Source organism: Streptomyces sp. NPDC057253, from assembly GCF_042669125.1.
Lineage (GTDB): Bacteria > Actinomycetota > Actinomycetes > Streptomycetales > Streptomycetaceae > Streptomyces.
Map to the genome: position 1 here is coordinate 1 of NZ_JBHUXV010000146.1, position 20,607 is coordinate 20,607.

Sequence of the window (20,607 nt, forward strand, 5' to 3'; positions counted from 1 at the left end):
GCAGCTGACGATCGCCCAGTGCGGGCTCGCCGCCGCCGTGTCGCGCCAGGCCGCCGCCGAGCGCGACCTGGCCGACGTACGCGAAGTCGACCGCCTTCAGCGGCGGTTCGCCCAGGCACGCGAGCGTGCCGCGCTGCTGGAGGAACGTGCCGAGGGCTACCACCAGGCGCAGGCCCGGATGGAGCGGGCGCGCAAGGCGGAGGCGGTGGCACCCGCGCTGGAGCTGCGGGAGGCCGCCGAGGCCGAGCACCGGCGGGCGGCCGCCGCCGAGGCACACGCGCGTGGACTGCTGCCGGAGGCCTTCGCCGAGGCCGGTGCCGCCCCGCTCGCGACCGCCGCACGCCGGGCGGCCGAGGAACTGGGCGGGTTGGACGCGGCCCGCCGCGCCGAGCAGCGGCTCGCCGGGCTCGTCCGGGAACGCGCCGACCTGGAGCAGGAGGAGCGCTCCGACGAGGACGTCCTCCAGGAGGCCGAGACCTGGCTCGCCGGGTGGGAGGAGTCCCGCGCGGGACTCCAGCAGGGCGTCGAGTCCGCCCAGGAGGCGGCCACCCGCGCCGAACAGCTCGCCGTGCAGCGGGAACCCGCCAGCAAGCGGCTCGCCGCCGCACGGCAGCGCGACGAGTTCGCCCACGACACCGACGACGCCCAGCGGCAGGTCATCCAGGCGACCGAGCGCGCCCTGAAGGCCCGCGCCGAGTGGCTGGAGGTCAAGGAACAGCGGCTGAACGGCATCGCCGCCGAACTCGCCGCACAGCTCACCGACGGCGAGCCGTGCGCGGTCTGCGGCGCCACCGAGCATCCCGCGCCCGCCGGCAAGGACGCCGGGCACGTCGACCGGGAGACCGAGGAGCGGGCCCTCGCCGCCTCGCAGCGCGCCGACGAACAGCGCGCCGAGGCCGAGCGGCGCCTCGCCTTCGTGCAGCGGGCCCTGGCCGCCGCCCAGGGCGAGGCCGGTGACACCTCCACCGAGGAACTCGCCGTCCAGGTCGAGGAGTTGGAGCGCGAGTACACCCGGGCGCGGGGCCTCGCCTCGGCGCTGCACACCGCGACGGAACAGCTGCGGCAGGCCGAGCGGGAACGCGAGCGACGCCTGACCGCCCAGCAGGAGGCCGCCGTACGCACCGCCTCGCGCGCCGCCCGCCGGGACGCGCTGGACCGTGAACGGACCTCCCTGGAAACGGAGTTGGCCGAGGCGCGCGGCGATGCCGCCAGTGTGGCCGCACGCGCCGCCCAGCTGGAGCGGCAGGCCGCGCTGCTCACCGAGGCCGCCGACACCGCGCGCGTCGCCGAGGACACCGCCCAGCGGCTCAAGGACGCCGACGCGCGGCTCGCCGACGCCGCCTACCGGGCCGGCTTCGACACCCCGCAGGCCGCGGCCGCCGCCCTCCTCGACGACGCCGCCCACCGCGACCTCCAGCACCGGCTGGACGCCTGGCAGGCCGAGGAGGCCGCCGTCCGCGCCGTACTCGCCGAGACCGACACCGCCGAGGCGGCCCAGCGGCCCGCCGCCGACGTGGCGGGGACGGAGCGGGTCGCGGCCGGGGCGGCCCGCCGGGTCCGCGAGGCCGCCTCCGCGCGGGACGCCGCCGCCCGGCGCTGCGCCGAGCTCGACCGGCTCTCCGCCCGCGCGGCCACCGGCCTCGGACGGCTGGCGCCGCTGCGCGAGGAGTACGACCGGGTGGCCCGGCTGTCCGCCCTCGCCGCCGGCACCTCCGCGGACAACGACCGCAAGATGCGCCTGGAGTCCTACGTGCTCGCGGCCCGCCTGGAGCAGGTGGCGGCCGCCGCGACCGTCCGCCTCCAGCGCATGTCGTCCGGCCGCTACACCCTCGTCCACTCCGACGACCGCACCGGGCGCGGGCGCAGTGGGCTCGGGCTGCATGTGGTCGACGCCTGGACCGGGCGGGAGCGGGACACGGCCACGCTGTCGGGCGGCGAGACGTTCTTCGCCTCGCTCGCCCTGGCCCTCGGCCTCGCGGACGTCGTCACGGACGAGGCGGGCGGGGTCCGGCTCGACACCCTCTTCATCGACGAGGGCTTCGGCAGCCTCGACGACCAGACCCTGGACGAGGTCCTCGACGTACTGGACGCCCTGCGGGAGCGGGACCGCAGCGTCGGCATCGTGAGTCACGTGGCGGATCTGCGGCGGCGGATCCATGCGCAGTTGGAGGTGGTGAAGGGGCGGTCGGGGTCGGTGCTGAAGCAGCGGGGTGGGGGCTGAGGTCTTCCGGCCGACCGGACGAGCCTCGGGGTGGGGGTCTTCCGGCCGACTGGACCGGCCGGGGCTCAGATCTTGCGGCCGACCGGACCGGCCGGGGCTGAGACCCTGCGGCCGACCGGACGACCCTCACCTCCCCAGGGGCCGCCGGGGGAGCGGCGAGGAGTACACCACGCTCGTCGTCACCGAGCCCAGCGTGCCGATGCGGCCCGACACCTCCTCCAGGTGGCGCATCGAGCGGGCGGCGACCTTGATGACGAAGCAGTCGTCGCCCGTGACGTGGTGCGCCTCAAGGATCTCCGGCGTCACCTCGACCAGGTCGTGGAAGGGCTTGTAGTTGCCAGTGGGGTACCTGAGGCGGACGAACGCCAGGATCGGAAGGCCGAGCCGGTCGGGGTCCACGACGGCGGCGTACCCCTGGATGACGCCCGCCTCCTCCAGCCGCCGCACCCGCTCGGTGACCGCGCTCGGGGACATCGAGACGGCGCGGGCGAGCTCGGCGAAGCTGGCCCGGCCCTCCCTCTGGAGGACATCGAGGATGCGCCAGTCGGTGGCGTCCGGGGAATACGCGGTCATGCCCGAGAGATAGCAGGGGAATCCCCGGCGCGGCAAGGTTCACGCCGGGGAATCCCCCTTCCCGGCGCCGATCATGGATCGTAGATTTCCTGCCATGACGACAACCCAGACCCGCACCGCGAACCCTGTCCTGCGCGTCGCCCCCGCCGCCCCGGCCGAGGCCGCCGCCTACTTCCGCGCCAGCCTGGTCTTCCACGCGGACGTCTCCGACGTCGCCGCCGCGCTCGGGGCCGACGGGGAGCCCGGCTTCGTCGTCCTGGACTCCCGCTCCACCGCCGCCTGGGACCAGGGACACGTCCCGGGCGCGGTCCACCTGCCCACCGCCCTCATCCCCGAGCAGGCCGGTCAGCTCCTCGACAAGGCCGTGCCGGTGGTGACGTACTGCTGGGGCCCGGGCTGCAACGGCGCCACCCGTGCCGCGCTCGCCCTCGCCGAACTCGGCTACCAGGTCAAGGAGATGCTCGGCGGCTTCGAGTACTGGGTGCGTGAGGGCTTCGAGTTCGAGACCTGGGAGGGCCGGGAGCGGCGCCCCGCCGACCCGTTGACCGCACCGAACGACGCCGGTGACTGCGGCTGCTGAGCCTCGCGGAATCAGTGGGGTTCCTGTGCAGGTGCAACCCCATGCTTCCGGTGCGTGTAGGTTCTGGCCCATGGTGCGATACGCGGAGCCGGGCTTGGTGGAGTGGGTGGAGTCGGGCGGCGGCCCGCTGATAGCGGTGCCGGAGACGGTGCTGCCGTTCTGGGCGGGCGCCGACGGCGACGAGACGGCCTCCGACTACGACCGGGCCTGTGAAGTCGACGGCTGCGTGGGCCTGTTGCCGGTGGGCGACACCGCCGCCCTGGTCCTCGGCGACGAACCCGCCTCGACCTCCTACCTCCCCGACCAGGACACCTTCGTACGGTGGTACGCCGCGGACTCCGAGGACGAACTCCTCGCCGAGGTCCCTGCCGCCCTCGCCACGGCCGACTGGGAGCAGGAGGTGAGCTGGTCGGTGCCCGGCCCGGTCGTCCTCTTCGACGCGGCCTGGCCCGGCAACGACTCGGTGAACACCGACCACTTGAAGGTCTCGCTCGCCCCCGGGCGGTACGCCGTGCGCGCGGCCCGCGTCCGTCCCGGTCCCGAGACCTGGCTGGGGCTCGTCCAGGTGCGGCGGCTGTCCGACTGAGGGCGTTCACGGGTGTGACCGGAGCAGTGCCGGAGCGCTGATCGCGTCGTCCGGCACTGCCTTGCGCGCGGTCAGGGCGGGGACAGCGGCGCCGCCCCGCACTGCCTTCGCACGGTCAGAGCTGCGACAGCTCGTCCACCAGGTCGTCCAGGCCCAGGGAGCCCTGCGACAGCGCCGCCATGTGCCAGGCCTTGAGGTCGAAGGCGTCGCCGTGCCGCTCCTGCGCCTTCTGCCGGCCGAGCAGCCAGGCCCGCTCGCCGAGCTTGTAGCCGATCGCCTGGCCGGGGATCGTGAGGTAGCGGGTCAGCTCGCTCTCCACGAAGTCCGCCGGACGGCTGCTGTGCGCGCCGAAGAACTCCTGCGCCAGCTCGGGCGTCCAGCGCTCGCCCGGGTGGAACGGGGAGTCCGCCGGGATCTCCAGCTCCAGGTGCATGCCGATGTCGACGATGACCCGGGCGGCCCGCATCATCTGCGCGTCGAGATAGCCGAGCCGCTGCTCCGGGTCCGTGAGGAAGCCCAGTTCGTCCATCAGCCGCTCCGCGTACAGCGCCCAGCCCTCGGCGTTGGCGCTGACCCCGCCCACCGAGGCCTGGTAGCGGGAGAGGTTCTCGGCGACGTGCGTCCACTGCGCGAGCTGGAGGTGGTGGCCCGGCACGCCCTCGTGGTACCAGGTCGAGACCAGGTCGTAGACCGGGAACCGGGTCTGCCCCATCGTCGGCAGCCAGGTGCGGCCGGGGCGGGAGAAGTCCGGCGACGGGGCCGTGTAGTACGGGGCCGCCGCGCCACCGGGCGGGGCGATGCACGACTCCACCCTCCGTACCCGCTCGGCGAGTTCGAAGTGGGTGCCGTCCAGTGAGTCGATCGCCTGGTCCATCAGGCCCTGGAGCCAGTCGCGGACCTCGTCGACGCCGTCGATGTGCTTGCCGTGCTCGTCGAGATGGGCGAGCGCCACCCACGGCGTCTCCGCCCCGGGCAGGATCTTCTCGGCCTCCTGCTTCATTTCCCCGAGCAGCCGGTGGTACTCGGACCAGCCGTACGCGTACGCCTCGTCCAGGTCGAGGTCGGTGCCGTTGAAGTAGCGCGCCCAGCGGGCGTACCGCTCCCGGCCCACGGTGTTCGGGGCGCCCGCGATCGTCGGTGCGTACACGTCCCGCATCCAGTCGCGCAGCTCCACCACCGCGGCGGTCGCGATGCGGGCGGCCTCGTCCAGCTCCGCGCGCAGCGACTCGGGGCCGGCCGCGGCGAAGTCCTCGAACCAGCCCCGGCCGTTGCCGTCGGTGTCCGCCCACTCGGTGAGCTGGTCGACGAAGGTGGCGGTCGGGCGCGGCGCCGCGTACAGCTTGCGCTCCAGACCGAGCGCGAGGGACTCGCGGTAGCCGGCGAACGCGGCCGGCACGGCCCGCAGCCGCTCGGCGATCGCGGCCCAGTCCTCTTCGGTCTGGTTCGGGGTGAGGGTGAAGGCGTCACGGATGGAGTGCGGCGGCGTGGACAGATTGCCGACCGCGCGCAGCCCCTCGTCGGCCTCGTGCACGGCGAGTTCGGCGGTCAGCCGCTCCCGCAGCAGCCGGCCGCACCGGCGCTCGATGTCACTGTCCGCGCCGGGCTGCCGCTCGGCCTCGTCCAGCTTGGCCAGGGTGGCCCGCGAAAGCTCCGCGAGCGCCTCCTGGCCCACCGGCGAGGTGTCGGGAAGCCTGCTCGAACTCTCCTTCACACCGAGATAGGTACCGGTGACCGGATCGAGGGCGATGAGCTCGTCGACGTAGGCGTCGGCGACCTGACGGGGCAGCGGGATCTGGGTCTCAGACATGCGGTCCATCCTCATACGCGGACCGCGCGGGAGTCACCCCGATTCCGCTGTCGGCGTGGCAGGCGGAAGGAGCGGCCCGCAGTCCCACTGCTGGAAGATCAACCGCGTCTCCACCCGGGCCACCTCGCGGTGTGCCGTGAACTCGTCGAGCACCAGCCGCTGGAGATCCGTCATGTCCGCGACGGCCACATGCACGAGGTAGTCGTCAGGACCGGTCAGATGGAACACGGTCCGTGACTCCGGCAGCGCCCGGATCCGCTCCACGAACGGCCCCACCAGCTCCCGCCGATGCGGCCTGACCTGCACCGACAGCAGCGCCTCAAGCCCTCGGCCGAGCTTCGCCGGATCCAGCCGCAGCTGATGGCCCAGGATCACCCCGCAGCGGCGCAGCCGGGTCACCCGGTCCAGACAGGTCGACGGGGCGACGCCGACCTGCGCGGCGAGATCGCGGTAGGTGGTCCGTGCGTCGTTCTGCAGCAACCGCAGCAGATGCAGGTCCACCGGATCCAGTACGACGGATTCGGCCATCCGCCGAACGTAGCACGGGGTTCCTCCCATGAACGCCGGTCACTGTTCACTCTTGCGGCCATGGACTCAGCGCGCACACCCACCGCGTCCCGTACGCCGCTCAGAGCACTGGCCACCGAGGCCGTCCACGCCGGCCGCGACGATCTCGCCCGGCAGGGACTGCACGCCCCGCCCATCGACCTGTCGACGACCTACCCGTCCTACGACAGCCGCGACGAGGCCGCCCGCATCGACGCCTTCGCCACCACCGGCGCCGAACCGGACGGACCGCCCGTCTACGGCCGCCTCGGCAACCCGACCGTCGCCCGCTTCGAGACCGCGCTGGCCCGTCTGGAGGGCACCGAGGCCGCGGTCGCCTTCGCCAGCGGCATGGCCGCGCTCACGGCGGTCCTTCTCGTACGGGCCTCCCTGGGCCTGCGCCATGTCGTCGCCGTACGCCCCCTGTACGGATGCAGCGATCACCTGCTCACCGCCGGACTTCTCGGCACGGAGGTCACCTGGACCGACCCGGCGGGAGTCGCCGACGCGCTGCGCCCGGACACCGGCCTGGTCCTGGTGGAGTCCCCGGCCAACCCCACCCTGGCCGAGATCGACCTGCGGGCCCTGGCCCACTCCTGCGGCTCGGTGCCCCTCCTCGCCGACAACACCTTCGCCACACCCGTGCTCCAACGCCCCGCGGAACACGGCGTCCGGCTCATCCTGCACAGCGCCACCAAGTACCTCGGCGGCCACGGAGACGTGATGGCGGGTGTGGTGGCCTGCGACGAGGAGTTCGCGGGCCGGCTCCGGCAGATCCGCTTCGCCACGGGAGCGGTCCTGCACCCCCTGGCGGGCTACCTCCTGCTGCGCGGCCTCGCCACTCTCCCCGTCCGGGTGCGGGCGGCCGCCGCGAGCGCCGCCGAACTCGCCCGGCGCCTCGCGGCCGACCCCCGCGTCACCCGGGTCCACTACCCGCGCATCGGCGGTGCCATGATCGCTTTCGAGGTTGCCGGCGACCCGCACGAGGTGATCGCGGGAGTCCGCCTGATCACCCCGGCGGTGAGCCTCGGCAGCGTGGACACCCTCATCCAGCACCCGGCGTCGATCAGCCACCGCATCGTGGACGCGGCCGACCGAAGGGGCTCAGGGGTGAGCGACCGGTTGCTGCGACTGTCGGTGGGGCTGGAGGACGTCGACGACCTGTGGACGGATCTGAACCGAGCCCTGAAGGGCCCCTTGAGGGGCGCGGGGAACTGCGCGACAAGCCAGAACCCACCCGCACCCGCCGAAGGGGCCGGTACCGCTACGGCGCTTCGGCCGTGCTGACCTCCACGGCGGCGAGCCGCGCGGTGATCACCAGCGTGCCTTCTTCGATTTGGTAGTCGAGCGGCAGCTCGAGAGCTCGCATCGCCGCCACCATGCCCGTGTTGGACGACTGCGTCACCGCGTACACACTCTCGCACCCGGCCTCGGCCGCCATGGCGACCAGCCGTTCCAACAGCTCACCGCCCACACCCCGCCGCTGCCACGTGTCCTCGACGAGCAGCGCGACCTCCGTCTCGTCCCCGTCCCACAGCAGGTGCCCGAGCCCCACGATCCGCCCGGAAGCGGTCTGTACGGCGAGAGTGCGGCCGTAGCGTGGGCTGAGCAGGTGGTTGAGATACCGGTCGGCGTCACCGACGGGCCCGTGGTACCGCATGCTCAGGGTCCGCGCGGAGCACCGCTCGTGCATCTCCCGGGCGGCCTCGAGATCACCCGTGTCGGCGCGCCGCACGGTGATGTCGTGGCCCTCGGGCAGCGTCAGCACGTCCTGGCCGGGCGGGATCCGCGGCCCGAGCCGGGCATCCAGCTCGACCAGGGCGCGGGCCCGGGCGAACTCCGTCGGCGTGAACGGCAGATACGGCCGCTCCACGGTGATCACTCCGCCTTCCGGTGCCCGCAACCGCATCACCGTGTCCTCGAGAACCCCTTCCACGGGCACCCCCTCCGGCCCGCGTCCGCCTCCCACCGGGGCGGCGGGCAGCGACCGGATGGTGCAGCGGCCCAGCAACTGCCGCAGGGCCAGCGGCAGTTCCGCCGCGTCCAGTGCGGTGCGGGTGGCCAGGCCGAGCACCCGGGTCGGGGCGTCCACCAGGTCATGGGTGTCGGCCCGCTCGATCCAGGTGTCGCTCCCACCGGCCCGCCCGACGGCCCGGGTGATCTCGGTCCCCTCCAGCGTGCCGGGAGCCCGCAGCAGGAACTCGTCGACGGTGCCCTCGGCCAGCGGATGCGTCTGGAGGCTGAGGATGTCCACCCGGTGCCCGGCCAGGGCCGTGCACAGCGCGGCCAGTGAACCCGGTTCGTCCTTCACCGTCGTCCGCATCCGCCACAGCGTGGTCTCCGCGGCCACGGGGTCCGCGCCCGGCGCCGACCGGTCGGAGGGCCCGGCCGGCTCCCCCTCGGGCAGTGGCCGGGCGCCGGTATCGCTCGTCGGCGGCGCGTGGCCGTGGCGGCGTGCCCACCATGTGTGGAACCCCGCCGTGGCGGCCAGGGCGACCGCCGAGATCACCAGCAGGGCCGTACCGTCGGGGCCGTGCCCGATCAGGTTCGCCACGGTGTCCGCCACCGCGACGGCCGTGAACAGGGCCGCGAGTTCGATCACGTCGCGCCGCCAGTGGTGCACGGGGCGACCGGCTTTCGCACGGGTCACATCAGACATGTCTCGAGTCATGCAGCCACTGTGGAGGAACGGTGTTGCGTGATCACGAACGCATTGTGACTGATCGGTAAAGTGTGGTTCGGCACTTTTATTCCCTTTTCAACTGTTCCGGGGTGGTTGAGTCCTGAGGGACTCCGGTACCCCGTCCTACGTCATGCAGCCACCTCCCTGCTCAGCGCGTCGCGCAGCCGACGGGCCTGGGACACCAGCCGGGAGGTACCGCGCCGGTCCGCCACCCGCGCCAGGTGCGGGAGTTCACCGCGCGCCCCCGACCGCTCCACGCACTCCGCGGCCACACCCAGCAGCTCCCCGAGTCCGCGGGCGGCCGCCGTGGAACCGGCGGAACCCGGTGTGCCGCCGGTCGCGAGATCGGCCAGCAGGACGGGCAGGGTGTGCCGGAGCACCCGCCAGACCGTGGCTTCGGCCCCCGTCGCCGCCGCCGTCCGGGCGGACTCGGCGAGCCGCGTCGGCTTCACCGCCCCGCGCCGCACCAACTGCCCGAGATCGGCGCCCAGCCGGTCCGCGTCGAGCTGTCCGCGTGCCGCCAGCACCAGCAGAGCGTCCACGGCCGCGAGCCGGTCCTCCGGATGCCGGGCGCCGAGCCCGTACGCCAGGCCGAGGTGGACGGCCTCGCCCGCCTCGCCGCCCGACTCGGCGAGCGGGGGAAGTATCGCGGCGGCACCTCTCTCGTCGTCGACGGCGACGGCGGAGAGGTCGCGCAGCATCCGCACGGCCACCAGCTCGCGGCGCTCGGGGAGCACGGCCAGCCAGTGCCGGCGCAGCCCGACGTTCCAGTGCCGGTAGCACCAGCCCTCCCGAGGCGCGTCCACGCGACGGCCCAGATGCGCGAACTCCCGCGGGAAGTCCGCCTGGAGCTCCGCCACTTCCCCGAACTCCAGCAGCACGCGGGCGCCCGAGGCCCGCTGCCGGTCCGTGGGGAGGGCCGGCCCCTCGGAGGTGAGCCACCGGGCCAGCCGGGTGCCCTCCGCGGTGCCGAGTCCCCTCGCCCGCTCGGCGGCGGCTTCGGCGGCCGACCGGTCCTCGCGCCCCACCCGGAGCAACGCCTGCGCGAAGTCGTGCTCGGCGACCCGGACACCCAGGCTCCGGTAGGTGTCGAGCCGGCCCACCAGCTCGTCCGGGTCGAGCAGGCCGCTGCTCCAGGTGGGCGTGGAGAGAAGGAACGGCACGGGATCGGTGCGCAGGCGGCGGGCGATCTCCCAGACGCGGGCCTCGAAGGCGCAGGCCAGGGGGCCGTGCACACAGCCTGTGCTCACCGACCAACGCCGCTGGGAGTCGTGGAGCGTGGCCGTGCCCACCCTGTCCCGCAGGGTCGCCAGGAGCAGGGCGAGGGCGTCGGTCGGGTCGGCCAGGCCGTGATGTCTGCCGAAGCGCTGCTCGGCCCGTGACAGGTCACCGGGGTTCGGCCGCTGGTCCCACCAGCAGCGCCCGGCCACCGGGTCCAGAGCCTCCAGCAGTGCTTCCCTGTCCTCATGGGCCTGCCGGACGAGTCCGTCCAGAGCGCGTTCGAAGGCGGACACGTCGTCGGCCGACTCCAGGAGGGCGCTGATCTCCTCGGCGAGCTCGGTGGCCGACCCCGGTGCGAGGGGGAGGCGGGTCGGTTCGGGGGCGGGCGGAAGCGTCTCCTCGTAGGCGAGCGGCTCCGGAGCGGGCGCCGGCGTGCCGAGCTTCTCAGCCGCGCGGGAGCGCAGCGCCGGGATCAACTGCTCGGCCGCCGAGGCCAGTTCCTCTCGCGCCTGCGCGGTGGTGGCCTGCCCGGCATGGCGCTCCACGAGCTTGAGCGCCCGCTCCTGAACAGCCGAGTCCGGATGCCCGAAGGCCTGCGCGGCAGCGGGCAGCAGCACGTCGGCGGTGGCCGGATCGCGCGCCAGCACCTTGCCGAGGAGCACCAACTGCGCCCGGACGAGCTTCTTCTCGGTGCGGAACAGCACGGCCTCGGACATCTGAGCCAGTTGACGGGGGAGCAGGTCGCCGTCCAGGGCCAGGGCGGCCAGCACGGACTGGGCGTCCGAGGCGACCACCGACATCGCGTCCGAGGCCAGGGCCAGCCAGTCCGCCGTGCGCTCCCGCTCCTCGTCCCGGGTGAGCGCGAGGGCCTTCAGCAGCCGCAGGCACACCCGCAGGCCGTTGGTCTGCCCGCCCCGCAGGAGCCGGGCCACACACACGTCGATCAGCGTCTTCCGCTCCAGCACCCCGTCCTCGGCGAGCTGCGAGAGCGCCCCCGGCCAGCTGTTGGGGCCCTCCGCGCCCAGCCACCACAGGGAGCTGCCGACCTCGCCCGTCTCGAACAGCGTGGGCACGAGCGCGGCCAGATGGGGCTCCTTGCGCAGCTGCTCCACCAGCGGGTCCGACTGTCGCCAGGTGCTGCCGATGTGCCATACCCAGCCCTGGACGTACGCCTCTGTGGTCGGCACCGGGCAGCCGGAGAGCCGGACCAGGCCGGCCATGAGCTCGTACGGGATGTTCGTCCCGGTCGGGCGCTCGGCGAGGCGGTGTGCCACGTCGGCCAGCCAGTCGGGGTCACGGTCGCCCAGGAGGTGGAGCAGCAGGCTCGGTGACGCCTGCGACCAGCGCATGTCGGTGCCCGCGAGCCAACTCGCCACGGCCGCGGCACCGGTCTGACAGGCGGCGCCCGCGGCGTGCAGGGCCGGGTGGGCACGGGTGGCCCCGGAACCCCACCGGTCGGCCCGGAGCTCGGTGCGGAGCGCCTTCAACTCGGGGAACTCCGCGCGTCGTTCGGAATCCGTCATGCCGTCGAGCAGACCCACGACCTCGGCCGTCCGCCCCGCCCGCACCGCGTCCACCAGCGCACTCACCGCACACCCCCGTCGGCCACTGCGTTGCCCTGCTCCATCGGGGCCCGCCCCCTCGCACCCGGATCCGCCAAAGCCCGCTCCTTTGTGCTCTGTTCGCCCACGCCCGGCCTCGCCATCCCACCCCGCCGAGCCATGCGCACGGCCAGCGCGTGCTTGCACGGGCCCCGGTCGCCCCGGTACTTGGCCCACCACAGGCAGCTGCACCTGAGCACGCCCGTCTCCTCCCGCACCCGGTGCACATGTCCGTCCTCCGCCGTGACCGTGGCCACGGAGCCGTCGAGAGTCACCGCTCCCGCGGCGAGCAGGGCCCGGGCCGAGCGCAGTCGCGGATTGTGCCGTTCGACCCGCTCGGCGTCGTACGGCAGCTCCCGGTGGAAGTAGGCCGCCTCCGCGGTGTCGTACCCGACGCGTCCCGAGGTGCCCAGGTGGGTCAGGGCGGCCCGGACGCGCTCGGCGGTGAGCCCGGCGGCCGCGGCGAGGTCGGTGACGTCGATACGGGGCTCCCAGGCGAGGAGCACCGAGACCAACTCGGCGTCCCCGGCGGCCTCCTCGGTCGCGAGCGCGTCGAGGACACCGCCCTCGCCGGAGAAACCGCGTGAGGCCTCGGGCGACAGGGTGAGGGTGAGCCGCATGCCCGGCAGGACGATCTCCCAGGCGCTCGCCACCGGCGCCGCCGCGGCCGACGCGACCGCGGGGCCGTACACCCGAAGGGAGATCGCGTGCCGCAGCACCCGCTGGAGCGCGACCAGCCGCTCCGGGCCCGGCAGGCACACCGCCCCGGGCACCGCCCTGGTCGTGGGCCTGAGGCCGCGCCCGGTGGGCACCACCCACCGCGGGCCGCCCGCCCCGCCCCGCGCCCCGCCGCGCGGCAGAGCGCGCAGGAACCGGACCGCCTCCGCCGCGGGCAGCTCGGCGCGCAGGTCGAAGCCGGCCGCGATCACCTGGGCCTCCGCGAAGCCGCGCAGCCAGCGGTCCGGCAGCGGCACCTTCTTCTCCACGACCGGGCCGTCCAGCGTGGTCACCGCCAGCTCCTCGGGGCCGACTCGCAGATGGAGGGGATCGTCGGCGCCGATCCTGGACAGCGCCTCACGCAGGGGGTTGTTGACGTCGACGTTGGTCGTGCCGTGCCCCACCTCGCCGCCGTCCAGGCCCGCCGTGAGCACGTCCAGGCGGGCGTACACCCCGCCGCAGCCGGAGAAGGACTCGAAGCGCAGCCGGTCGCCGTTGCCCGTCACCACCGGGTCGAGTGAGGCGGGCAGCTGCCTCTGGTGGTAGCGGGCCGTCGCCACGTCCGCGACCGCGAGCAGCGCCGCCGAGGCCACCTGAGGGGAGGTCAGGAAGCCTGTGAAGAAGCGCGGATGGTCGACGGTGCCGACGGGCGTCGCGCCCCGGGAGGTCTCCAGCCCAAGGCGCTGTCCGCCCGCCGCGGACTCCAGCACGGAGGGTCGGCGGTAGGCCACGGCTTGCAAAGATCGCGTCATGGAAAAACCGTAGAGGCGACCACTGACAATCGGCCCTGACCTGCGAAGGCGCCGGATTCGGTGGGGAGTTCACGGGCCGCGCGCCGGGGGATGACGCCGGTGCGCGGCCCGCCTTCGAGGGTACGGGAGTTACTGGCCGACCCGGCCCGGCTGGAGCACCTGCGTGAACAGCACGGTGCCGTCCGCCTCGCGCAGTCGTACCGTCAGCTCGCCGCTGTGGCCGTCGATGGCGACCTCGCCGAAGAACTGGTAGCCGCCGGCGGGGGAGACGTTCGCGGCGGTCGGCGCCTTCACGAACACCCGCTCCGGGCCGAAGGTGCCGTCGAGGGCGCTGGCCGGGAAGGCGCCCGCGTTCAGCGGACCGGAGACGAACTCCCAGAACGGCTCGAAGTCGGTGAACGCGGCCCGTGAGGGCTGGTAGTGCTGGGCCGAGGTGTGGTGGACGTCGGCGGTCAGCCACACCGTGCCGGTGATCCGGTGGTGCTTGATGTACCGCAGCAGCTCGGCGATCTGGAGCTCGCGTCCGAGGGGCGCGCCCGGGTCGCCCTGCGCCACCGCCTCGATGTTGGCCTTGCCCTCCGTGGCGTCGGGCACGACCAGGCCGAGCGGCATGTCGGAGGCGATCACCTTCCACACCGCCCGCGAGCACGACAGCTCGCGCTTGAGCCACTCCAGCTGCTCGCGGCCGAGGATGCCCTGCGGGTCCACGGTCTGGTCGTCGGGCGAGTTGGCGTTGCGGTACGTCCGCATGTCCAGCACGAAGACGTCGAGGAGCGGGCCCTGGTGCAGCACCCGGTACACCCGGCCGTCCCGCGACCCCGGCCGGAGCGTGGAGATCGGGAAGTACTCGCTGAACGCGCGCCGCGCCCGGCCCGCGAGCACGTCGACGCTCTTCTCGGTGTAGCGGGTGTCGGAGTCCAGGATGGTCTGGCCCGGGTACCAGTTGTTGCGGACCTCGTGGTCGTCCCACTGGATGACCGACGGGACCTGGGCGTTGAAGGTCCTCAGGTTGTGGTCGAGCAGGTTGTAGCGGAAGTTGCCGCGGAACTCGGCCAGCGTCTCGGCGACCTTGGACTTCTCCTCGGTGGTGATGTTCCGCCAGGTGCCGCCGTCGGGCAGGGCGGCCGTCGCCGGGATCGGGCCGTCGGCGTAGATGTTGTCGCCGCTGCACAGGAAGAAGTCGGGATCGAGCTTCGCCATCGCCCGGTAGATGGTGTAGCCGCCGAAGTCCGGGTTGATGCCCCAGCCCTGTCCCGCGAGGTCGCCGGACCACAGGAACCGCACCCCGTCCCGGCGCTTGCCGGACACCGTACGGAAGGTCCCCGCGACCGGCTCCCCGGTACGGCGCGGGTCGTCCGGGTCGGCCAGCAGCACCCGGTAGTGGATCTGCTCGCCCGACGGCAGCCCGTGCAGCCGGGTCGTACCGGTGAAGTCGGTGTCCGCGCCGAGCAGCGGGCCGTGCCACCGGCGCGGATTGCGGAACGACTCGGTCGCGGACGTCTCCACGATCATCCGGGCCGGGCGGTCGGAACGCACCCACACCAGACCGGAGTTCGAGGTCACGTCTCCCGTCTGGACGCCCCAGCCCGCCCCCGGGCGCCCGGAGAGGGCGAAGGCCGGTGCGGCTCCGGCGGCCGCGGGCAGGGTGAGGGCCGCCGACGCGGCGAGGGAGCCGCGCAGAACGCTGCGGCGTCCGGGGAGCGGACGGTGTGACATGGAGGCGCCTCCAGGGACGGGATCCGGCCGGTGTGCGCTGCCACAACTACTGGGGCGCCGCAGCGCGCACGGAAACCGCAAGTGAACAACTGGCCGCGGGAACGGATGAACCCGCGCGCGACATGCCGATGCCGTGCCGTCCCTGGCCGGCCCGGCGCCTCGGAGCGCCCTCAGCGGCTGCCGTCCAGGATCACGCGCGCGACCAGGGCCGGGTCGTCGTTCATCGGGCAGTGGCCGCAACCGGGCAGCCGTACGAGCCGGGCCTTGGGGATGATCCGCTTGGCCCGCACACCTTGGCGGCGCACGAGCAGCATGTCCCTGGTGCCCCAGGCCACGGTCACCGGCAGCCCGGGCACGTCCTCCATGAACTGGACGGCGGTACCGGCCCGCAGGGTCTCGTCGAAGCCGGTGGCCCGCGCGAGGGCGAGCGTCTCGGCGACCACGGCCTCGGGGGCGCGCAGACCGGGACGGGCGTAGATGGTGCTCGTCAGCATCGTGCGGCCGGCCGCGCTGCGCGACAGCCGCTCGACCAGCGGCAGCGGCAGCCGCCGCGAGATGTGCCGCATCGCGAGCAGGACGCCGAACGCGTACCGCCGCTCGGCCTGCGACCAGAACCCCGCGGGGGACAGCGCGGTGACGGACCGTACGAGCTTCTCGCGGCCCAGTTCCAGGGCCAGCAGCCCACCCAGGGAGTTGCCCGCCACATGCGGCCGTTCCAGCTCCAGCGCCTCGCAGAACGCCCCGAACACGGACGTCGTCGTGGCCAGGTCGTACGCGAGTCCCTCGGGCAGCCCCGGTGAGGCGCCGAAGCCGGGCAGGTCCACGGCGATCACGTCACGTTCCGTCGCGAGGATGTCCACCACCGGGTCCCAGGCCTGCCGGTGATGACCGATGCCGTGCAGCAGGAGCAGCGGCTCACCGCGGCCCACACGCGTGTAGGAGACGGTCACGGGCTGCGGCCCCTCGGGTGAGGGGACTTTGAAGGAGACGGTGGCGGACATGAGGGCTCCTTGACGGCGACTCACGGGCTGGGCGGAAACGCACGGCGGTCAGGCCGTAGACAGCTTGTCAGCAATTGCTACTGGCGGGTAGACCCATCCGGTGCCGCTTCGATATCGCCTGGACACCAACCGGTGGGTGGGTTGGGATGAATCCGTGGCCACTGACACCGGAACCGATGTCTTCGAAGAACACCGTCCCGTCCTCCTGGGCGTCGCCTACCGCATGCTCGGACGCGTCAGCGACGCCGAGGACGTGGTGCAGGAAGCCTGGCTGCGCTGGTCGGCGGCGGACCGGAGCGAGGTGCGCGAACCGCGCGCCTATCTGGTCCGCGTCACCACGCGCCTGGCGATCGACCGGCTGCGGCAGGTCAAGGCGCGCGGGGAGACGTACGTCGGCCCCTGGCTGCCCGAGCCGTACGTCACCGACTTCGGGGACACCGTGCCCGACACCGCCGAGCAGGCCGTCCTCGCCGACTCGGTCTCCCTCGCCGTCCTGGTCGTCCTTGAGTCGCTGTCACCGCTGGAGCGGGCGGTGTTCGTCCTCCGGGAGGCCTTCGGCTACCCCTACGCCGACATCGCCGCCATGCTCGACCGCGGTGAGCCCGCCGTACGCCAACTCGCCGGACGGGCCCGCAAGCACGTCGACGAGCGACGGCCGCGCTACGAGGTGGACCCGGTCCAGCGCCGCGATCTGACGGAGCGTTTCCTCGTCGCCGCGGGCGGCGGCGACCTGGAGGCCCTCATGTCCCTGCTGGCGCCGGACGTGCGGCTCGTCGGGGACAGCGGCGGCAAGACCAAGGCGCCGCTGCGGGTGCTGGAGTCCGCCGACCACGTGGGCCGCTTCATCGTCGGGGTCTCCGAGAAGGGCGTCCCGGACCTCACCTGGCGGTTCCTGGAGCTCAACGGTGGCCCGGCCGCGATCGCCCTGTCCGGAGGCAAGCCCGACTCGGTGTTCCAGCTCGACATCGTCGACGGTCGTATCCAGTCCGTTTACATCATCCGCAACCCCGACAAGCTGCGCTCTCTGATGGACATCTGACGTTCCGCACACGACGAGGCCCCCGTTCATGACGGGGGCTTTGCCGTCGCGTCAAGAACACGCTTCCGCGCGAACACCGCGTGAACGTTCACGGCACCGTGCACGGGAGTTGCTCCGAGTATCGAGGATTGGTCTTGACCAAGGGTGGGGGCCGCCCTATGGTCGCAGAGAAGTGCAACAACCTTTAATAAACAAGGGCGCTAAAACGCCGCCGGACCACGGCGATTGCGGAGGCAAGGGTGGGGACCACGCAGCTCGAATCGGTGCCGGAACCGAAGTACTGGCATCTCAAGACCGTGCTCAGTGAGGCACTGGACTCCGAATTCTCCGTGGGCGAGATCCTGCCCAACGAGCGCGACCTCGCCGCCCGCTTCGGCGTCGCCCGCGCCACGCTCCGCCAGGCCCTGGAGCAACTGGAGCTGGAGGGCAGGCTCCAGCGCCGCCGCGGAGTCGGTACGACCGTGGCGCCGCCCCGCGTGGGAGTGGCCGTCGGCACCGAGCAGCAGGCGTGGCCCGGGGCCGCCGGGGACGACTGGCAGAGCGTCGACTGTGCCGCCGCGGTGCCGCCCGCCGCCGTCGCCGACGCCCTGGGCACCGGCCGCGAGCAGCCCGTGCACATCGTGCGCCGCTCCCGGGTGACGCACGGTCAGCCCGTCGCCGCCGAACTGCTCTACATCCCCGAGGCCTCCGTGCCGGAACTCTCCGCCATAGACGCGCCGTCGGGAGCGGCACGCGCGCGTGCGGTCCTGCGTGAACTTCAGCGCCTGGAGCTGGACAGCCGCGAAAACGCCGTCGAACTCGGCTCGGCCCGCGCGGACGACGCCAAGGAACTGGACCGCCTGCCCGGTGCCCCGGTGCTCGTCGTCACCACCCGCTATCTGGCCGGGGGCCGCACCGCCGCGATCTCCGTGGCCACCTACCGCGCCGACACCTGCCGGCTGACCTTCGGCGACTCCGGAGCGGTGGAGATCCACGAGGGACCGGAACGCCAGGCGTCCTGAGCGCTACGACGGTGCCCCGGACGCTGGTCCGGGGCACCGCCGTGGGTTGTCCGTCGCCGCCGTACGTCGTCCGTCGCCGGCATCGGCAGGCTCACCGCCGGGCCGTCACCGTGCCCTCCACCGCGAACAGCTGCTCCTCCACATGGTCGAGGGCGAGCCGCAGCGCGCCGGTCGCCACGGCGGCCTCGCCGAGGAGCGACAGGGTCACCTTCGGCGGGCGCAGACAGTAGCGGGCCAACTCGCGCCGCAGCGGCTCCAGTACGCCGTCCAGACCGGCCGCCCAGCCACCGACCACGACGAGCTCCGGGTCGACGGCCAGGACGAGCGCGGCCACGTCGTGGACGAGCCGCTGGATGAAGCGCTCCACGGCCGCCCGGGCCCGCTGGTCGCCCTCACGGGCCTGTGCGAACACCTCGGCGACGGCCTGTTCGTCGAGCGGGTGCAGGGGCTCGTCGGTGGTGGACAGCAGGGTCTCCGGGGTGGCCTCACGGCCCAGCAGGTGCAGCGCGCCGATCTCGCCGGCCGCCCCGCCGTACCCCCGGTGCAGCCGCCCGCCGATCAGTGAGCCCGCGCCCGGGCTCAGCCCGGCCAGCACGAACACCACGTCGTCGGACTCGGTGGCGGCGCCCTTCCAGTGCTCGGCGACGGTGGCCGCGTTGGCGTCGTTCTCGACCAGCACCGGGCACTTGAAGGAGCGGCTGAGGCGTTCCCCGAGACGCAGGCCCGTCCACTCCGGCAGCGCGGCGCACAGCCGTATCGTGCCGTCCGCCTCCACGATGCCCGGCGAGGCGACCCCGACGGCCCACAGCGAGTCGCGGGCGACCCCGGCCCTGCGCAGCAGCTCGGCGACCGCGGTGCGCAGCCGCTCCAGGCGTTCGTCGGCGGACGCCGTCTCGTCCACGTCCTTGGCCACCGCGCCGAGCACCTTGCCGTCGAGGTCGGACAGGAGCGCGGCCACCCGGTGCGGTCCGATGTCGAGGCCCAGCAGATGGCCCGCCTCGGCCCGGAACCGGAACCGCCGCGCGGGCCGCCCCTGGCGCCGGGCGACGCTCTCGTCCGCCGCCTTCTCGACCACCAGGCCGCCCTCGATGAGCCCCTCGACGACCCCCTCGACCGTCGGCCGGGACAGGCCCGTCACCCGGGTGATCTCGGTCAGCGTCGCGCAGTCCGTGGCACGCAGCGCGTGCAGCACCACCGCGGAATTGATCCTCCGCAGCAGCGAGGGATCCCCGCCGGTCAGCCGCCCCAACGTCCGTCCTCCCAGCTCGTGCGCGTGTTGGGGCGGATCGTACAGGCCGCTGTGCCGGGTTGCGCCGGGCGCTCGGCCGTTTTTCGCGCGAGGCCCCCTCGTGACGGGTCCCGCCCGGGGCGGAACCGCTGCTGTCACCACCCCGACGGCCCGGTGCCACGAAGTCCTCGCCCACCGCTCACCCCGGTGCCACGAACCCCGATTCGTACGCCGCGATCACGGCCTGCGTGCGATCACGCGCCCCCAGCTTCGCCAGCACCCCGCTCACGTGCGACTTCACGGTCTCCGTGCCGACGATCATCCGCTCGGCGATCTCCGCGTTCGACAGACCGCGTGCCATCAGCCGCAGCACCTCCGCCTCCCGTTCGGTCAGCCGGGCCCGCTCCATCGCCGCGCGGGCCGCCCGGTTGCCGCCGTCCTTGCCGTACCGGTCGGCAAGCTGCCGTACGGAGGCCGGGAACAGCAGCGACTCGCCCTCGGCCACCAGCCGCACCGCGTGCACGATCTCGGTCGGCCGGGCCCGCTTCAGCAGGAACCCGTCGGCGCCGGCCCGCAGTGCCTCGTACACGTACTCGTCGTTCTCGAACGTCGTCACCACCAGGATCTTCGGCGGCTCCTCGACGCTGCGCAGCACCGCGCGCGTGGCCTCGATCCCGTCCAGCAGCGGCATGCGTACGTCCATGGCGACCACGTCGGGCCGCAGCCGCCGTACGAGAGGGATCACCGCCGCCCCGTCCGCCGCCTCACCGACCACCTCGATGTCGGGCTGCGCCTCCAGCACGGCCCGCAGACCGGCGCGTACGAGGGGTTCGTCGTCGACGAGGAGCACGGTGACCGGCATCGGGTCAGCCTAGATCAGCGCAGCGGCAGCTCAACATGAACCTGCCAGTCGCCCTGGTCGGGGCCGGTGTGCGCGCGGCCCCCGAGCAGGGCCGCGCGCTCACGTATGCCGCGCAGGCCGCTGCCCCGCCCGGGGCCGGGAACGTCGGCCGTCAGGGGATTGCGGACCTTGAGGGCGAGTGTCTCGCGCGTGACCTCGACGCGGACCCGGACCGGGACGGCACTGGCGTGCCGCAGCACATTGGTCAGCGACTCCTGGAGGATGCGATGGCCCTCGCGCGAGACCGGGCCCGGCACGGTGTCCAGCGGCCCGGTGAACTCGGCGTCCACCTGCGCGCCGGACGCGCGGGCGGACTCCAGGAGCCGGTCGGAGTCGGCCAGCGTCGGGCGGCCGCTCACCGGCCGCCCGGACTCGCGCAGGACGCCCAGCACCCGCTCCAGGTCCTCCAGCGCGGACCGCCCAGTGTCCTCGAT

17 protein-coding genes are annotated in these 20,607 nt (G+C 73.5%); 6 read left to right on the plus strand and 11 right to left on the minus strand.

The genetic code is table 11. The features are described 5' to 3' along the window. Window positions 1–2,221, plus strand: a 2,221-nt coding sequence (locus ACFULQ_RS42720; RefSeq protein WP_383555370.1) for an SbcC/MukB-like Walker B domain-containing protein, incomplete at its 5' end; no start/stop codon positions are given. A gap of 126 nt (window positions 2,222–2,347) precedes the next feature. Here the strand turns inward: ACFULQ_RS42720 and ACFULQ_RS42725 are convergent. Further along, window positions 2,348–2,794: an Lrp/AsnC family transcriptional regulator gene (locus ACFULQ_RS42725; RefSeq protein ID WP_383555372.1), complete on the minus strand. Its 447-nt coding sequence runs from the start codon at window positions 2,792–2,794 to the stop codon at window positions 2,348–2,350. A gap of 94 nt (window positions 2,795–2,888) precedes the next feature. On the opposite strand from ACFULQ_RS42725, the gene ACFULQ_RS42730 reads away from it, so the two are divergent. Further along, entirely contained in the window at window positions 2,889–3,374 is a 486-nt protein-coding gene (locus ACFULQ_RS42730; protein ID WP_383555375.1) for a rhodanese-like domain-containing protein, read from the plus strand. A 70-nt stretch (window positions 3,375–3,444) separates the two neighbouring features. Continuing rightward, window positions 3,445–3,960 carry an immunity 21 family protein gene (locus tag ACFULQ_RS42735; RefSeq protein ID WP_383555377.1) on the plus strand — a complete coding sequence of 172 codons (516 nt, stop codon included), beginning with the start codon at window positions 3,445–3,447 and terminating at the stop codon, window positions 3,958–3,960. Window positions 3,961–4,075: 115 nt separating this feature from the next. Here ACFULQ_RS42735 and ACFULQ_RS42740 read toward each other — a convergent pair whose 3' ends face one another. Beyond that, window positions 4,076–5,767 carry a DUF885 domain-containing protein gene (locus tag ACFULQ_RS42740; RefSeq protein ID WP_383555378.1) on the minus strand — a complete coding sequence of 564 codons (1,692 nt, stop codon included), beginning with the start codon at window positions 5,765–5,767 and terminating at the stop codon, window positions 4,076–4,078. A 33-nt stretch (window positions 5,768–5,800) separates the two neighbouring features. Beyond that, window positions 5,801–6,295, minus strand: coding sequence for an Lrp/AsnC family transcriptional regulator (locus tag ACFULQ_RS42745; RefSeq protein ID WP_383555381.1), 495 nt, complete (start codon window positions 6,293–6,295; stop codon window positions 5,801–5,803). A 60-nt stretch (window positions 6,296–6,355) separates the two neighbouring features. Between ACFULQ_RS42745 and ACFULQ_RS42750 the strand changes: the two genes are divergently transcribed. Next, on the plus strand, window positions 6,356–7,600 hold the full coding sequence (locus ACFULQ_RS42750) for a trans-sulfuration enzyme family protein (RefSeq protein ID WP_383555383.1): 1,245 nt from the start codon (window positions 6,356–6,358) through the stop codon (window positions 7,598–7,600). On the opposite strand, the gene ACFULQ_RS42755 is transcribed toward ACFULQ_RS42750, so the two are convergent. From ACFULQ_RS42755 to ACFULQ_RS42775, 5 genes are all read right to left on the minus strand, one after another. After that, a complete protein-coding gene (locus tag ACFULQ_RS42755; protein WP_383555410.1) occupies window positions 7,578–8,936 on the minus strand; it encodes a GNAT family N-acetyltransferase in 1,359 nt (452 codons plus the stop codon). The two genes, ACFULQ_RS42750 and ACFULQ_RS42755, sit on opposite strands and share 23 nt — an antisense overlap. A gap of 188 nt (window positions 8,937–9,124) precedes the next feature. Next, the gene (locus ACFULQ_RS42760) at window positions 9,125–11,806 is read right to left on the minus strand and encodes a DUF6493 family protein (protein WP_383555385.1); all 2,682 of its coding nucleotides are present in this window, start codon (window positions 11,804–11,806) and stop codon (window positions 9,125–9,127) included. Continuing rightward, window positions 11,803–13,287 carry an SWIM zinc finger family protein gene (locus ACFULQ_RS42765; RefSeq protein ID WP_383555388.1) on the minus strand — a complete coding sequence of 495 codons (1,485 nt, stop codon included), beginning with the start codon at window positions 13,285–13,287 and terminating at the stop codon, window positions 11,803–11,805. Before ACFULQ_RS42765 ends, ACFULQ_RS42760 begins: the two co-directional genes overlap by 4 nt. Window positions 13,288–13,416: 129 nt before the next feature. Continuing rightward, window positions 13,417–15,003: an alkaline phosphatase D family protein gene (locus ACFULQ_RS42770; RefSeq protein ID WP_383555391.1), complete on the minus strand. Its 1,587-nt coding sequence runs from the start codon at window positions 15,001–15,003 to the stop codon at window positions 13,417–13,419. A gap of 170 nt (window positions 15,004–15,173) precedes the next feature. After that, complete coding sequence (locus ACFULQ_RS42775; protein ID WP_383555394.1) at window positions 15,174–16,004, minus strand: alpha/beta fold hydrolase; 831 nt, start codon at window positions 16,002–16,004, stop codon at window positions 15,174–15,176. 154 nt (window positions 16,005–16,158) lie between these two features. Between ACFULQ_RS42775 and ACFULQ_RS42780 the strand changes: the two genes are divergently transcribed. Beyond that, a complete protein-coding gene (locus tag ACFULQ_RS42780; RefSeq protein ID WP_383555397.1) occupies window positions 16,159–17,043 on the plus strand; it encodes an RNA polymerase sigma-70 factor in 885 nt (294 codons plus the stop codon). Window positions 17,044–17,282: 239 nt separating this feature from the next. Further along, window positions 17,283–18,044, plus strand: a complete 762-nt coding sequence (locus ACFULQ_RS42785; RefSeq protein ID WP_383555399.1) for a GntR family transcriptional regulator — start codon at window positions 17,283–17,285, stop codon at window positions 18,042–18,044. A gap of 91 nt (window positions 18,045–18,135) precedes the next feature. Here ACFULQ_RS42785 and ACFULQ_RS42790 read toward each other — a convergent pair whose 3' ends face one another. From ACFULQ_RS42790 to ACFULQ_RS42800, 3 genes are all read right to left on the minus strand, one after another. Beyond that, a complete protein-coding gene (locus ACFULQ_RS42790) occupies window positions 18,136–19,293 on the minus strand; it encodes an ROK family transcriptional regulator (protein ID WP_383555402.1) in 1,158 nt (385 codons plus the stop codon). Window positions 19,294–19,471: 178 nt separating this feature from the next. Then, entirely contained in the window at window positions 19,472–20,134 is a 663-nt protein-coding gene (locus tag ACFULQ_RS42795; RefSeq protein WP_383555404.1) for a response regulator, read from the minus strand. Between the two features lie 14 nt (window positions 20,135–20,148). Further along, window positions 20,149–20,607 (minus strand): sensor histidine kinase (locus ACFULQ_RS42800; RefSeq protein ID WP_383555407.1); only part of this gene is annotated, 459 nt, incomplete at its 5' end.